Origin of the sequence: Corallococcus sp. CA053C (genome assembly GCF_003611675.1) — a bacterium.
In the GTDB taxonomy this organism is placed as follows: domain Bacteria; phylum Myxococcota; class Myxococcia; order Myxococcales; family Myxococcaceae; genus Corallococcus.
The window spans coordinates 16109-30082 of sequence record NZ_RAWA01000073.1 but is presented as its reverse complement, the minus strand read 5'-3'; the positions used below and the strand labels follow the sequence as shown (position 1 = coordinate 30082).

The following is a 13974-nucleotide window of genomic DNA, read 5'->3' as shown; positions in this document are numbered from 1 at the left end:
GCGTAGTAGCGGGCGGGGGCGTCACGATGCGCGCCGCCAGCCGCTCCTGGTACTCGCGCAGCTTCGCGGTGTTGCCCTGGTAGCGTCCGCCGAACCCCGTCTTGAGGCAGAAGAGCAGGAGCTCGAAGAGCAGCGCGGGGGTGCCCGGCCGGGCCAGGTGCGCATCCGCGAGCGTGTAGAAGGCCTCGCCCCCGTCGCTCTCACTGAAGAGGCGGTATTGCAGCAGCGGCCACAGCGGCTGCTCCGCGTCCGTCAGGCGCAGCAGCACCCGTTCATCCAGCAGATAGGTGAAGGGCCGGAGCGCGTCCTCCACCTCCTCCGGGCCCGCGTACGCGCCCAGGGCGGCGCGCAGGCGCTCCACCTCCTCGCGCAGCGGCTCGTGCAGGGCCTTGAGGCCCTCCCGTCCCAGGACGACGCCCGGGGCGCCGTCCGCGGTGGCGGGGACGACGGGCAACCACTGCTCCAGCACGGCCTGCGCCTGCCGGTGCTGCTTGAAGACGACCTGCCAGTGCTCCAGCTTCATCGCATCCCCGTTCACCCCAACAGCACGGCCGAACCACTGACGCTGACGGTGTCGCCCTTCACGTTCACGACCTTGGACTCCAGCCCGAGCGTGTTGTCGCCGGTGAGCTGGACGGCGGGCGCGGACACCTCCACCTGCTTCGTGCCCGTGAGCGTGACCGCCGTTCCCTCCACCGCCACCGGCCCGCTCTCGCCCTTCACGTCCACCTGCTTGCCCGTCAGCGCCATCGCGTCCGTGGACGTCGCCTCCAGCTTCTTCTGGGAGGTGAGCGTCAGGTCGTCCTTCGCCGTCTGCGTGAGCTTCGCGCCGGAGTCGACCGTCAGGTCCTCGTCGCTGTGGAGCAAGAGCGTCTTCAGGCTCTTCCACGACGAGCCCTCCTTCGACTCCAGCGCGATGGTGTCCGCCGCCAGCGTGAAGGTCTTGCAGCGCAGGGTGATGCTGTCCGCCTTCTGCACGAAGGTGCTGGTGTCGGAGTCGCTCTTCACCTCCAGGGTGATGGACGTCCCGTCGAGCGTCACCGTCTGCACGAGCTTCGCCTCGGGGTCCTCGGTCGTGAGGATGAGGCCCTTCGCCTTGTCCATCTCGATGGTGCAGATGAGCTTCGCCATGCGCGTGGAGTCCCCGGAAGACGGCGGCCGGCATCAGGCCCCGCGCCAGACGAGGAGCACCTGGGCGCCCTCCAGGGCCGGCGTCATGAAGAAGGTGAGCCCGCCGTCGCGCAGCACGGATCGCCACTCGTCGCTGTCCGGCGTGAGCTGGTACCAGTCGAAGTCCGCGTCGAAGGAGTGGGGGAAGGACGGGTAGGGCACCGCGCGGTACGGGACGCCCTTGAGGGCCTGGCGCCGCACCGCCGGGAGGCGCAGGGGGCTGGCCAGCTTCACGCCCTCCATGGACCGCGCCTTGTCGGGGTCCGCCCTCCGCACCAGCACGTAGAAGTCGTGCGGCTGCGACGGCTCCAGCGCCAGGGGCTCCAGGGCGAGGGTGAAGTGCCCTTCGCGGCAGTCGAAGGCGCTGAAGGAGCGCGGGCTCACCCGGGGGCGGAACCCCTTGGAGAGCAATTCCAGCCACCGGGCGAACTCCGGCCCCGGCGCATCATGCTGATGCGAAGGGAGCGCCTTCGCCGGCTCCGTCTCCAGATAGCAGCACATCTCGAAGTACAGCCGGCGCAGCGCCTGGATGAACTGATAGGCGGTGGGGCGCGCCCCGTCATCCATGTCCTGACGCAACAACTGGAGTTGACGCACTTCACACAGCGTGCGTCGCGCGCAGGCCAGCTGGTCATCCCGCACCAGCTTCTCCCGCAGGGCGGTGCTCAACTGCCCTTGCGCCTGTTGCAACAACCCGTCGAGTTCTGTGAACAGCCCTTCCAGGTAGGGATGCGACCCGACCTGGAGCAGCGGTGGGAGCTGCTCCGGTGACAGGCGCCAGTCCCCCTTCGCCTCCCGGGTGAAACACGCCAGCTTCAGGCTGCTCACGGCGTAGTCCACCGCCGACTCCGCGGAGAGCTGGAGCCAATGCCTTGCGCGCAGGACCTGGGGCGTCTCCTCGTCCTCGTCCGGGGAGGGCGGCTCACCCCCGGTGTCCGGCGGCGCCACCAGGTGCAGGTACACCGTGACGCGCTGGCGCTCCTTCTCCTCCAGCGCCAGCGGCGTCGCGTGGGCGTTGCCCGGGATCTCTACCAGGTGCCCGCCCGGCAGCACGGCGCCCAGCCGGGAAAGCGAGACGGTCCCCTTGGCCAGGAGCACCGGGTCGAACGCGAGCTCCGCGATGCCCACCACCGGCTGGCCCGCGAACGCCGCGTAGCGCCGGACCTCCGCCGCGAGGGCGCTCTCCTGGGCCCGGAAGTGTTCAGGCAGCAGCGTCTGCCCTTCCTGCCAGAGGACGCGTGCGATCTTGTCTGTGTTCATGGAAAGAGCGGAAAAGCCTTGCGAGGGAAGAGGTGGCCCCGGCGATTTCCTTGCTCAGAAGGCTAGATAAAGTTTTAAAAAACGTACAGGTCCCGCTCCGTTGCGTCAAGCGAACCCGGGAGATCCATCCTGCCCGGTGATGAGACATTTTTTGTCATGAGACACGCCAGGTTGGGTCAGGTCCGCGCCCATGGGTCAGGTCCGTGTATCAGGAGATCAGGACGGACTGTCTGTGTTCGCTGTTGTTTTCGGGGTGTATTGCTTTTCGATATTCGTATGGTTTATCACTGAACACGAAATCGCCAGCCTCGGGAGCAGTGATGGCCATCAACGATGAGATCCCCAAATCCAGAATCACCCTGACGTATCGCACCGAAACGAATGGGACGAAGGCGGACAAGGCCATCCCGTTCCGCTTGCTGGTGATGGGGGACTTCTCCAAGGGGACGACGCCCAAGGAGCCCAAGGCCGATCTGGATCAGCGGAAGATCCGCAACCTGGATGGCAAGAACCTCAACCAGGTGATGAAGGACCTGGGGATGACGCTCTCGTTCAAGGTGAAGAACGAGGTGAACCCGGCCGGCCCGGATGACACGCTGGACGTGTCGCTGCCCATCGAGTCGATGAAGTCCTTCACCCCGGCGGAGATCGCCCGGAACATGCCGCGGGTCCGCGCGCTCCTGGTGCTGCGCAAGCTGTTGCTGGAGGCGCAGGGCAACATGGACAACAGCAAGGACTTCCGCCAGCTGGTGCGGAAGCTCGCGCAGGACCCGGCGGCGGTCGCGAGCCTGAAGACGGAGCTGGCGCCCTTCCAGGGCGTGAGCATCCCCCAGTTGTCCGCGGGCTCCGTGACGCCTCCCGCTCCGAAGGTCCCGTAGCAGGCCCGGCCCTCCGCCGTGCCCCTCCCCGACTCCTGCTCCTGAAAGGCCCCTTCCGTCATGCCTCCTCCTTCACCTGTCACGCCCACCGACCCGACGAAGCCCCCCGACCCGGCGAAGGTCACCGAGCCCCTGGACCTGCCCCGCTTCCTGCAGAGCGTCCGGCTGGAGAAGACCAAGCTCGCCAACAGGCCGATGGTGCTGCCCGACCTCCAGACCGTGAACGAGGACGTGAACGCGGAGGACCGCTTCGCCGCGAGCCTGGCGCTCATCGCGCACAACATCGACACGAAGGAGCACCGCTTCGACAAGGCGACCGTGCAGGAGCTGGTGGCCACCATCGACAAGCTGGTGGACAAGCAGATCAACGCGGTGCTGCACACCGAAGCGTTCCAGGAGCTGGAGGCCCAGTGGACCTCCCTGGCGGACCTGGTCAGCAACACCAACTTCAAGGCCCACATCGAGCTGAGCCTCCTGGACGTGTCCAAGGACGAGGCCTTCGTCGACCTGGAGACCAACGCCGCGGACATCGCCGGGTCGGAGTTCTTCAAGAAGCTCTACGTCGCGGAATACGATCAGTACGGCGGCGCTCCCTATGGCGCGGTGGTGGGCCTGTACGAGTTCGCCAACACGAAGCAGGACATGACGTGGCTCAAGACGATGGGGAAGATCGCCACCGCCAGCCACGCGCCCTTCGTGGCGGCCGTGTCCCCCACGTTCTTCGGCTGTGACTCCATGCAGGAGGTGGCGCAGCTGCGGGACGTGCGCACCCTGCTGGCCTCCCCGAAGTACTCGGCCTGGAACGAGCTGCGCGGTCGCGAGGAGGCCGCCTACCTGGGCCTGACGCTGCCCAAGTACATCGCCCGGCAGCCCTACAACCCGGAGACGAATCCGTCCCCGGGCCTGGCCTTCACGGAGACGGTCAGCGGCGCGGACGAGAAGCAGTACCTCTGGGGCAACGCGGCCATGCTGTTCGCCCGCAACCTGGTGCGCTCCTTTGAAACCTCCGGGTGGTGCCAGTCCATCCGCGGCCCCAAGGGCGGCGGCCAGGTGACGGGGCTGCCGGCGCACTTCACCCAGCTGCGCGGCGAAGAGGTGATGACGCTGCCGGTGGAGATCTCCATCCCGGACTTCCGCGAGCTGGAGCTGGCGGAAGGCGGCTTCATGCCGCTCATCCACAAGAAGGGCACCGCGGAGGCGGTCTTCTTCAGCGTCCAGTCCCTCAAGCGCTCCGAGGTCTACATCGATCCGAAGGAGTCGGAGAACTCGCAGCTCGTCACCAACCTGGCCTACACGTTCTCCGTCAGCCGCATCGCGCACTACGTCAAGGCCATCATGCGCGACAACATCGGCAGCACGGCCAATGCGCAGTACGTGCAGCAACAGATTGAGCGGTGGATCTCCGGCTACGTCACCACGCTGGTGAACCCGGATGACCTGACGCTGCGCTACTACCCCTTCAAGGCCTACTCGCTGACCGTGGCGGACGTGCCCGGCAAGGCCGGCTGGCTCCACTGCAACCTGTCCATCCTCCCGCACATCCAGTTCGAAGGCATGAACGTGGACCTGCGCGTGGATGCACGGCTCGGCTGAGAACCCCCCGATACAAGGAGCACCGACCATGGGTGATGGACCGCTGAATATTTCGTGTGACTGGCAGCAGACCCTGCAGCAGCGCCCGCAGAAGAACATCCCGGTGGGCTACCTCCTGGACATCAAGGGGCTGGGACGGGACGACAGCGCCTTTCCCAAGAGCACCAGCAACTTCTACACGCCCTTCGAGGGCACCCCCAACTACAAGGGCGTGGAGATAACGAAGGTGGGGGCCAAGAACGCCATCCGCTGCGTGGGGCTCATCACCGGGCTGCAGTGGGAGGGTGGGAAGCTGGACCCCATCGACTTCTCCGTGCTCATCAGCCCGGAGAACAAGCCGGACTTCACCGGCGTCACCAACACGGAGCTGAAGAAGCTCACGTTCTGGATGTGTGAGTGGGACAGCGCCAAGGGCCAGTGGTACGAGAAGTGTTTCCCGCTGGGCGCGGAGAGCGGGCAGGGCACCCCGGACACGCTGGTGGGCCGCATCAACCAGAAGGGCAGCGAGGTGATGTTCCACGTCCAGGAGCCGGAGCCTGTGGGCGTCACCGACATCAAGTTCTGCCGGCTGGACTTCCAGGTCATCCCAGACAAGAAGAACCTGTGCAACTTCCACTTCGGCCACAACGCCGAGGGCAAGGATGTCTACGGTTGGGGCTACCAGGAAGGCAGCGCCAAGTAGCCGAAAAGGCGGCCGGGGCCGCCGCCCGTCAGGAGGCGGTGCCCCAGCGGGTGATGCGGCGCTCCTGGGAGCTGGTGGCGAACTCCAGCGTGGTGCTCTTCTTCGGAGCGGGCACCACCTGGAACTCGAAGCGGAAGAACTTCATGTCCACCGTGTCGGAGAGCACCGTGGGCTGGTTGTCCATGAAGAGCCGGGGCGCGCCGTCCCGGGTGTCGATGAGGGCCTCGGCCGTCTCCGGGCTCTTGAGGTGGGCGGCGTCGAACCAGCAGTTGCGGCCCTCGTCGAAGTCAAACACATGCCATGACAGCTTCAGTCGCAGGGAGTCGAGCGGGTTGCCAAAGTGGTTGAGCACGTTGGCGGCCACGCCCCGGCTCACGTACACGCGAAACCCGATGGGCCCGGAAGGTCCCCCTTCGAAGCGCAGCTGCTCAATCAGCCCGATGCACTCCAGCTTGGATCCCTTCCTGGACTCAGCCCCCACGGCGGGGGCCGCCAATCGCAGCTCCTTCTTCAGGGTCAACCCTCCGCAGCCGCTCCAGTCCAGCAGGTAGCCCAGCCGCCCGTGGAAGCCCTTGCGGAACTGGAAGCCGGCGGCCCAGGCGCAGTTGAACTCCAGGCTGTTGCGATGGGGTGTCTTCATGGGGTGTCTGTCCTTGTTGTCGCAAGATGTGTAACATGAAGTGGAAAGACAAACCATGAGAGACCTGTCCCTGTGTCTGCGCTTGCTGGAGGGAACGGCGGGGCGCCTGGAGACACACGACGAGCGGTTCCTGCGCATCACCGACCTGGCGCAGGAGGGCGCGTACGCGAAGGCCGCGGACGCGGTGGAGGCGCTGGCCTCCGAGGGCCTCCACGAGGTGCGGCTGAGCAGCTACTACCTCTATGCCGCGCTCCAGGAGGAGGGGCTCTCCCGGCTGCCGGACATGCTGGACACGGTGGCCGCGCTGGTGCGGGGCGCGCTGACGACGCCGGAGGACCGGCAGGCGCTCCTGTTGAACAAGGGGCTGACGTGGCTGTTCCAGACGCTGGTGGGCACGCTGCGCTACCACCAGGGCAAGAACCAGGGCCGGGAGGACACGGCGGCGTGGGAGGGCTGGCTGAAGGGCTTCACGGAGGCCCGGTGCCGGGAGGGCACGCTGCTGGTCCAGGCGCTGCTGGGGTTGATGGAGGGCAAGGTCTTCGGCTCCACGACCCAGGCGCTGTCGCTCTTCGCGCAGTGGCTGCAGGAGCGTCCGGCCGCGCCCGTGGAGCCGCCCCGGCCCGCCGCGTCCGCGAAGCCCCGGGCCGCGAAGGCCGCCGCGCCCGCGAACGCGCTCCCCCGGGCGGGGCAGCCCTTGCAGTTGCGCGGGTCGGCGCACCTGGTGGAGCTGTGCGACAAGCTCAAGGCGTTCGAGGTGCTCATCGAGCGGCGCGACTTCCAGAAGGCGGCGCTGGTGAGCGACGACATCCTGCGCACGCTGGAGGCGTTCGACCCGCGGCGCTACTTCCCGGAGCTGTTCTCCACGTTCGGCGGGTTGCTCAACCGGCACGTGCAGGACATCCAGGAGCACTGGGAGCGCAAGGACTCCATGGAGTGGCGGACGCTGGCGCAGTTCTACCAGGTGGACCTGGCGGCCTTCGTCGGGACGGAGTGAGGCGAGGCACGCCATGTCCCAGTCCCAGCCCCAGCCTCTTGCCCTGCTGTCCCCCGTGGAGCGCCGCATCGAGCAGCGCGCGAAGGCGTTCGACCTGGGGCCGCTGCTGCGGCTCCTGGAGGCGCGGGGCTACGACGCGGAGCACACCCTCTTCGAAAGCAACCCGGAGCCCGTCGCGACCGCGTCGCTGGTGCAGGCGGTGACGTTCCATGTCACGCCCGAGCGGCGGCGCGTGGTGGTGATGCTCAACCTGGGGTTGCAGGGCGCCAACGGGCTGTTGCCCAGCTACTTCCAGCAGGTGGCCGAGCAGCTTCCGGATCCGGAGCCCTTCAACGACTTCATCCGCTTCTTCGACCACCGGCTCCTGGAGGGGCTGGTGCGCGCGCTCCACCCGGAGCGCGACACCGGGCTCGTGGGGGACTGGGAGGAGACGAAGGACTCCTACTTCCGCATGGTGGGCGTCAGCTCCGTGGCGACGCTCCAGTGGCTCTTCCAGCAGTACTTCCCGGAGCTGCGGCTGGTCTGCGCGCGCCAGCGCTTCCGCACCCGCTCCGAGGGGCACGGGCCCCGGGCGGGCCCCACGCCGCTGGACGGCACGGGCGTGCTGGGCAACGCGTACGCGGTGGAGCTCAGCGGCTTCCAGGTGGAGCTGCAGGCGGACGAGGAGCTGGATCCGCGCGGGACGCCCTGGCCCGTGCTGGTGCAGCAGCGCTTCCACCGCTTCGTGCTGCCCCTCTTGAAGCCCGCGCGCCTGCGGCTGGAGGTGGTGCTGACGGTGCCGCACGGCCTGCCCGCGCGCCTGGGGCCGCCGGGGAGCCTGGGCTACGAGCGCTTCCCCGCGAAGCACGAGGGCCCGCTGCGCCGCCTCATCTTCCTGGGGGACACCGCGGACGCGGTGCGGCCTCCACCCCTGGCCGACACGCAGCGCCGGGGCCTGACGATGGGCGCGCCCGTAAGGGCGCTTCCCTAGGAACGGACGCGCGCAAGACATGGGCTTCCTGCACCGAAAGTTCCTGGGCCTTCAAGAGACGCCGCTCGAGGACGTGCGGCGCAACCTGGGGCACCTGCTGCACGCCAAGCGCGGCTCCGCCTGGGTGCTGCCCGGCTTCGGGCTGACGGAGACGGGCTTCCGCTCCAACGCGGAGCGGCTGTCACAGCTGTCGGAGGAGATCCGCGAGACGATCCTCCGCTACGAGTCGCGCGTGGAGGGGGTGGAGATCACCGAGGAGCCCTCCGACGAGGACGGCCGCACGCAGCTCGTGTTGCACCTGCGCCTCAAGGCCTCCGCTTCCGGGCCCGGCCGCGGCGCGGGCGGGTCGCTCTCCCTGGTGCTGGACCCGGTGGCGCGCACGGTGCGCGAGCAGCCCCGGCCGCCCGCGGAGGAGGGATGAGCTTCCCGGAGACGCTGAAGGTGGAGCTGACGCTCACCGCGGGGGACCAGACGGTCACCGTCGCCGCCGGCAGCCTCAAGGCCCTGTCGGTGAAGGCGCACGGCTGGGGCTTCGAGGCGGACGTGGAGTGGTGGGTGCTCTGCCGCGAGAAGGGCGACGAGGACACGTTCTTCGCGGCCTTCACCGGCGCGAAGCCGCTCACGGCGACCTTCACGCTGACGCGCCTGCACGGGGCGAAGGCCGAAGGACGGGACGGGCCGGAGACGCCGCCGCTCAAGTTCGTGGGGCGGGTGGAGGCGCGCCAGGTGCACGAGCGCGCCCTGCCGGACCTCAAGGACGCGCCGGTGTTGCAGCGGCGCTACCGCGTGCGGGTGGCGGACGCGGCGTCGGTGCTGTGGCGGCGGCACTTCCCCTGCGGCGTGTGGGTGGACTCGAGCCTCCAGGAGGTCATCCAGGCGAACACGCCCGGCGGCCTGGCGCTGGAGTTCAAGTGGGAGGCGGCGGCGAAGAAGCAGCCCTTGCACGCGCTGGGGCTGGGCGTGGACGACACGGGCGCGAGCTTCCACGACTTCCTCCACTGGCTGCAGGCGCGGTGGAACGCGGGCCTGTTCTTCGCGCCGGACACGGGGAAGTACACGCTGACGGATCAGAAGCCGGAGGGCGGCGAGGCGCTGCCCCTGGACCTGGGCGAGGTGGAGGCGGTGGACCTCCACTACCCGGAGCCCCGGCGCGACACGCTGTCGGTGCTCAACAGCTACGTGGAGGCCGGCACGCCCCGCAAGGACGTGGACAACACGGACGCGGTGGAGGGCGTGCGGCGCGAGTACCTGCTCACGTCCACGCTGGAGTCGGCGCTCACGGAGCGCGTCACGCGGGAGACCCTGTTGCAGCGCCCCGAGGGCCCGGAGGTGCGCGTGGCCTTCAAAAGTTTTCCTCGCGGCGCGCTCGTGCTCAACGGGCTGTACACCTTCGGCGCGGGGTGGAGCACGACGCTCGCCACGCACGGGGGGACGTACCGGCTCCACGGGCTCACGCTGGAGGCGAAGGCGCTGGAGCAGGACCCGGCGCACGACCCGGACGGCAAGGACAACCTCTACCAGGTGACGCTGGAGGCGGTGCTGGAGGAGGCGGCGGACCCCACGTTCCGGCGCCCCGCCTTCACGCGGCCGTGCTGGCCGTTCTTCGCGGAGGGCACGGTGGTGAGCGACGTGGGGGACGAGAAGGCGCGCACGTACCAGGCCCGGCAGGACGAGGAGACGTCCCAGGAGACGTACCGCGTCCAGCTGCCGCTCTGGGACAAGGAGGTGCGCGTGCCCTACGAACCGCACCAGCAGCCCGGGCACTTCTACTTCCCGGCGGACAAGGGGACGCGCCTGCTGGTGGCGCTGGGGTTCCAGGACGCGCGGCTGGAGCGGTTCCTGGCGTGGCGGCCCGGGGCGCGGCTGCCCAAGGAGACCCAGGGCAACCACCTGCTGTTGGGCAAGGCGCCGGAGAGCGAGACGTCCATCCAGCACATCTACGAGGACGAGAAGCCGCTGCTGCGCATCCAGCGCACGCGCGAGAAGGACACCCAGCTCATCGAGGTGGCCGAGGGTCGGATGCTCCTGCGCATCAAGGAAGAGGGCTGACGGATGCGGGTGGACGAAGCGCTGTACGCGTCATTCCTGGAGGAGCTGAAGTCGCTGGAGCAGTTCCGGCTGGGCTACACGGCCCTGCACCCGGCGGCGCCGCTGGACGGCGAGGACGCGGACGTGCGGCGCCTCACGGAGGCGCTGGCGCTCTTCACCGCGCGGACGCGACGGGCCGGGCAGCGCGAGCTGTCGCGCAGCACGCTGAAGCTGTTCCAGCAGCACTTCGCCTACCTGCTCCAGCCGGTGCCCGCGATGGCCATGGTGCGGGCGGTGCCGGACGGGCGCTTCGTGGAGACCGCGGAGGTGCCCCGGGGCGCGCCCTTCCTGCTCAACCCCGGCGACGCTGCGGCGCCCACCGGCCCGCTGTCCCTGCGCACCGTGGCCCCGCTGCGGCTGCTGCCGGTGGCGCTCACCCGCGTCAAGCTGGAGCGTCCCAGCGACCAGGAGGGCGTCCTGGAGCTCACGTTCGAGAGCGGCTTCCCGCGCAACGACATGCCGGACCTGCTGCGCCTGCACGTGCACCACCTCAAGGACTTCCGGGCGTCGCTGGCGGTGTTCTTCCAGCTCAAGACGAGCGTGAAGGCGGCGTCGGTGTGCTTCGACGACACGGCGGTGGAGCTGCCGGTGCGCTTCGGCGCGGCGCGCTCCGGCGGGGCGGAGGGCGAGGTGTCGGAGCATCCCCTGCAGCGGCTGCGCTCCTTCCTGCACTTCCCCCAGCAGGAGCTGTTCCTGGAGGCGCACCTGCCCAGGCGCGTGCCGCGCGACTGGCAGGTCATCACGCTGCGCCTCCAACTGGAGGGACGCTGGCCGCCGGAGCTGGTGCTCACCCCGGACACGTTCGTGCTGCACGCGGCGCCGGTGGTGAACCTGCGGCGCGCCATGGCCACGCCCATCGAGCACGACGGCACGAAGGAGCGACACGGCGTCCAGCACCCGGAGCTGGAAGGGGGCTACCGGGTGCACTCGACGCTGGGCGTCTACCGGCTGGGCGGCAAGGGGCTGGTGCCGCTGCGGCCCGGCGCCATCGCGGGCGGGCCGGACACGTACGCGCTGGAGCACGAGGGGCAGGGCGCGCGACGCACGACGTGGCTGTCGGTGGACCTGCCGGACGCCTTCGAGCATCCGGTGCGGCTGGGCGTGGACGCGATGTGGCACCAGCCCCTGCCGCCGCGCTTCGAGGCCCGGGGCTACCGGCCGGTGCTGGCGGACCGGTTCCTGGAGGGCCTGCGCTGGAGCCTCGTGGGGGCGGTGGAGCCAGGGAGCGACAACCCGCTGGAGCATGATCAACAGGCGCTGCTGCGGCTCTTGGCGCTGCGCACGGAGCGGTTCCTGGACAAGGACGGGCTGCTCTTCCTGCTGGGGGTGCTGGGCATGCGCGAGCAGCGCTACTTCCGGGACCTGCTGGATCCGCTGGAGGAGGTGAAGGTGCAGCCGAAGCCGTTCGCCCGGAGCGCGGCGGGCTTCAAGTACGTCTACCAGCTGGGCTTCGGGCCGATGGACGCGTCGCTGCTGCCCGCGTTGGATCTGTTCTGCGAGCGGCTGGTGGACCTGCTGGCCTGCTGGAGCGCGGACGACGTGGTGGAGCTGGAGGTGCGGCTGCCCCTGCCCAAGCAATCGCTGCGGGAGCAGCCCCTTCGCTACGTCCCCCACCCGGGCGGGCCGTGAGTCCTGGGAGCGTCTACTTGACCTGGACCTTCGTCTGACCGGCGACGCTCACCGTGATGGCGCCGCCCCACATGCACTTGCACTGGGAGCCGTTCTCCAGCGCGGGGCTGCCCGCGATGAAGACCTTCGTGCTGCCGGGCGCCCAGGGGCCGGCGACCAGCGGCATGCAGGGCATGGGGGTGAGGGCGCCCATCATCGCGGCGGTGGCGGCGGCCACCGTGGGGTTGGACATGGACTGACACATGCCGAAGGGCGGGATGTTCGCCGGCAGGATGTCCATCACGTTGGCCGCAGGGGTCGTGGCCATCACCTTGTTCTTGGGCAGCACCACCAGCGTGGAAGGCGCCACGCCGAAGGTGCACATCAGGGTCGCGCCCGCAGCCACCTGGATTCCCATCAGCCTGCCTCCACCCGCGTCTTGAGCAGCGTGAGCGCCTGGAACAGCGGATCTCCCGCCTTCTGGTGCAGCGAGCCCATCCGGTACTGCGTCTGGCACCAGGCCTCGTCCAGCTTGCCGTCCACCTGCCGTGCGCGCAGCGCGAAGCGCTCGATGCGGTCGGGCAGGGCGTCCGGGCCCAGGGCCAGCTCGATGCGCCGGCGCACATCCGCCTCGCTCACCTCCGTGCCCGGAGGAAGGTGGCCGGTGAACACGACGAGCACGCTCCGGTACGCCCCCGCGAGGCCTCCGGTGGGCACCGTGAGCCCCACCGCGTCCAGCGCCGGCCCGGGGGGCTCGCGCAGCGCCTGGGTCAGCTCCGCGAAGGGGAAGACGCGGCCCTCGCGCCGGGCCTCCGTCGTCCCCGCGAAGAGGTACTGGCCCCGCGCGAGCGCGAGGACGACGTGCGCCGGAGGACGGCCCGCGTCGGGCAGCGGCGTGAAGACGCCCGTGTCACCCGCCGCCGCCTGCCCGGTGCCGCTGAAGTCCTTCAGGGCCCAGGGGAGGCCGGGCGCGGGGGTGGCCTCCTGGGTCGTGTCTCCCAGGCGTCGCGGTGTCCAGAGCACCGCGCCGCCCGCCGTCGCGTCCACGAGCACGTTGGCGCCGGGCACCGTGGCGGGGATGCACTGCTCGCGCCAGTCGTGCCACGCCTGCCAGTCGAAAGGCGCCTGGGGGTCGCGGAACCAGTGGCCCACGTTCTTCAGCGACGTGCGCGTGCGGGCCAGAAGGTCGCGCAGCGCGACGGTGACGCCCAGTGCGCGCACGGGGTGCTCGGTCAGCAGGGCGGGGGTGGCCTCCAGGTCCGCGGGCTCCACGTGCAGGTACGTCGCGCCTCGCAAGAGCGTGGTGAAGAGCAGCGCGGGCAGGTGCTGGAACAGGGGGAAGCCGGGCGCCGCGAGGTGCTCTCCCGGCGCGAGCCCGAACGTCAACAGCCCGTCCACCAGCGCGCCCCGCCACGCGTCCCCGGCCGTGAGCGGCACCGGGACATCGGACGGCTCCGCCAGGGGGGAGAAGAGCAGCCCCACGGGCTCGTCCGGCTTGTACACGTGCGACGCGAGCGCGGGAGGCACCTGCGTCTGGAGCGGCAGCAGCACGCCCGCGTACTTGCCCAAGAGGGGCGCCTGGTGGGGCTCCGCGGCGACGTGCTGGGGATCCAGCGCCGTCAGCCTCCGCGCCACGAAGGCGCGCGCACCGGGCGGCAGCAGGCTCACGCACGCCCCCAGGCCCAGCGCGGCGCACAGGCTCACCACCAGCTCCGGGCCCGGCGGCAGCAGCAGGCACAGCGTGGCTCCGGGCTTCACGCCCAGCCCGGCCCAGGCGGTGGCCCTGCGGGAGGCCTGGTCGTGGAGCTGGCGGTACGTGAGCGTGCGCCACCCCGGGCCCCGCGCGTACCACCGCAGGGCCACGCGGTCCGTCGTGGCGTGGCGTCCCACCAGGTCGTGGAAGAAGTCGTGGTGCTGGCCCGCGCGGCTCTTGAAAGGCGCGTCCCGGCCGGCGTGGGCGGGCGCGAGCGCCGCGGCGAACGCGACGGGATCCGCCCAGCTCTGTTGCAGCCAGTCGGGCACGGCCGTGGGCGGCGGGGACTTCCCCGCGTGGGCGGCTTCGAGGATGACGCGCAGGTCGAAGGCCATGGC

At 69.9% G+C, this 13974-nt stretch carries 14 protein-coding genes; 8 read left to right on the top strand and 6 right to left on the bottom strand.

What is annotated here, in order from left to right:
• The 3 genes from D7V97_RS13040 to tssK all read right to left on the bottom strand — a co-directional run.
• Nucleotides 1–523 (bottom strand): DotU family type IV/VI secretion system protein (locus D7V97_RS13040; protein ID WP_120610949.1); only part of this gene is annotated, 523 nt, incomplete at its 3' end.
• Nucleotides 524–534: 11 nt separating this feature from the next.
• Complete coding sequence (locus D7V97_RS13035; RefSeq protein ID WP_120610948.1) at nt 535–1131, bottom strand: hypothetical protein; 597 nt, start codon at nt 1129–1131, stop codon at nt 535–537.
• A gap of 33 nt (nt 1132–1164) precedes the next feature.
• On the bottom strand, nt 1165–2430 hold the full coding sequence (gene tssK / locus D7V97_RS13030) for a type VI secretion system baseplate subunit TssK (RefSeq protein ID WP_120610947.1): 1266 nt from the start codon (nt 2428–2430) through the stop codon (nt 1165–1167).
• Nucleotides 2431–2750: 320 nt separating this feature from the next.
• Between tssK and tssB the strand changes: the two genes are divergently transcribed.
• The 3 genes from tssB to D7V97_RS13015 are packed head-to-tail and all read left to right on the top strand — an operon-like array spanning nt 2751 to nt 5583.
• The gene (tssB, locus tag D7V97_RS13025) at nt 2751–3308 is read left to right on the top strand and encodes a type VI secretion system contractile sheath small subunit (RefSeq protein WP_120610946.1); all 558 of its coding nucleotides are present in this window, start codon (nt 2751–2753) and stop codon (nt 3306–3308) included.
• 60 nt (nt 3309–3368) lie between these two features.
• The gene (tssC, locus tag D7V97_RS13020) at nt 3369–4901 is read left to right on the top strand and encodes a type VI secretion system contractile sheath large subunit (RefSeq protein WP_120610945.1); all 1533 of its coding nucleotides are present in this window, start codon (nt 3369–3371) and stop codon (nt 4899–4901) included.
• A 28-nt stretch (nt 4902–4929) separates the two neighbouring features.
• Nucleotides 4930–5583, top strand: coding sequence for a hypothetical protein (locus D7V97_RS13015; protein WP_120610944.1), 654 nt, complete (start codon nt 4930–4932; stop codon nt 5581–5583).
• A gap of 28 nt (nt 5584–5611) precedes the next feature.
• Here D7V97_RS13015 and D7V97_RS13010 read toward each other — a convergent pair whose 3' ends face one another.
• Nucleotides 5612–6223 (bottom strand): hypothetical protein, encoded by a 612-nt coding sequence (locus D7V97_RS13010; protein ID WP_120610943.1) that lies wholly within the window; start codon nt 6221–6223, stop codon nt 5612–5614.
• Between the two features lie 55 nt (nt 6224–6278).
• Here D7V97_RS13010 and D7V97_RS13005 point away from each other — a divergent pair, with 55 nt between their 5' ends.
• Genes D7V97_RS13005 through D7V97_RS12985 form a run of 5 tightly spaced genes read left to right on the top strand, consistent with a single transcriptional unit; the run spans nt 6279 to nt 11904 of the window.
• A complete protein-coding gene (locus D7V97_RS13005) occupies nt 6279–7217 on the top strand; it encodes a type VI secretion system protein IglI family protein (protein ID WP_120610942.1) in 939 nt (312 codons plus the stop codon).
• A 13-nt stretch (nt 7218–7230) separates the two neighbouring features.
• Entirely contained in the window at nt 7231–8187 is a 957-nt protein-coding gene (locus tag D7V97_RS13000; RefSeq protein ID WP_120610941.1) for a type VI secretion system baseplate subunit TssG, read from the top strand.
• Between the two features lie 19 nt (nt 8188–8206).
• A complete protein-coding gene (locus D7V97_RS12995) occupies nt 8207–8608 on the top strand; it encodes a GPW/gp25 family protein (protein WP_120610940.1) in 402 nt (133 codons plus the stop codon).
• On the top strand, nt 8605–10236 hold the full coding sequence (locus D7V97_RS12990) for a hypothetical protein (protein ID WP_120610939.1): 1632 nt from the start codon (nt 8605–8607) through the stop codon (nt 10234–10236). The genes D7V97_RS12995 and D7V97_RS12990 overlap by 4 nt, the downstream gene beginning before the upstream one ends.
• Before the next feature lie 3 nt (nt 10237–10239).
• The gene (locus D7V97_RS12985) at nt 10240–11904 is read left to right on the top strand and encodes a type VI secretion system baseplate subunit TssF (protein ID WP_120610938.1); all 1665 of its coding nucleotides are present in this window, start codon (nt 10240–10242) and stop codon (nt 11902–11904) included.
• A 13-nt stretch (nt 11905–11917) separates the two neighbouring features.
• On the opposite strand, the gene D7V97_RS12980 is transcribed toward D7V97_RS12985, so the two are convergent.
• Both D7V97_RS12980 and D7V97_RS12975 read right to left on the bottom strand, forming a co-directional pair.
• A complete protein-coding gene (locus tag D7V97_RS12980) occupies nt 11918–12301 on the bottom strand; it encodes a DUF4280 domain-containing protein (RefSeq protein ID WP_120610937.1) in 384 nt (127 codons plus the stop codon).
• Nucleotides 12301–13971, bottom strand: coding sequence for an AMP-binding protein (locus D7V97_RS12975; protein WP_120610936.1), 1671 nt, complete (start codon nt 13969–13971; stop codon nt 12301–12303). Before D7V97_RS12975 ends, D7V97_RS12980 begins: the two co-directional genes overlap by 1 nt.
• Between the last annotated feature and the right edge of the window lie 3 nt (nt 13972–13974).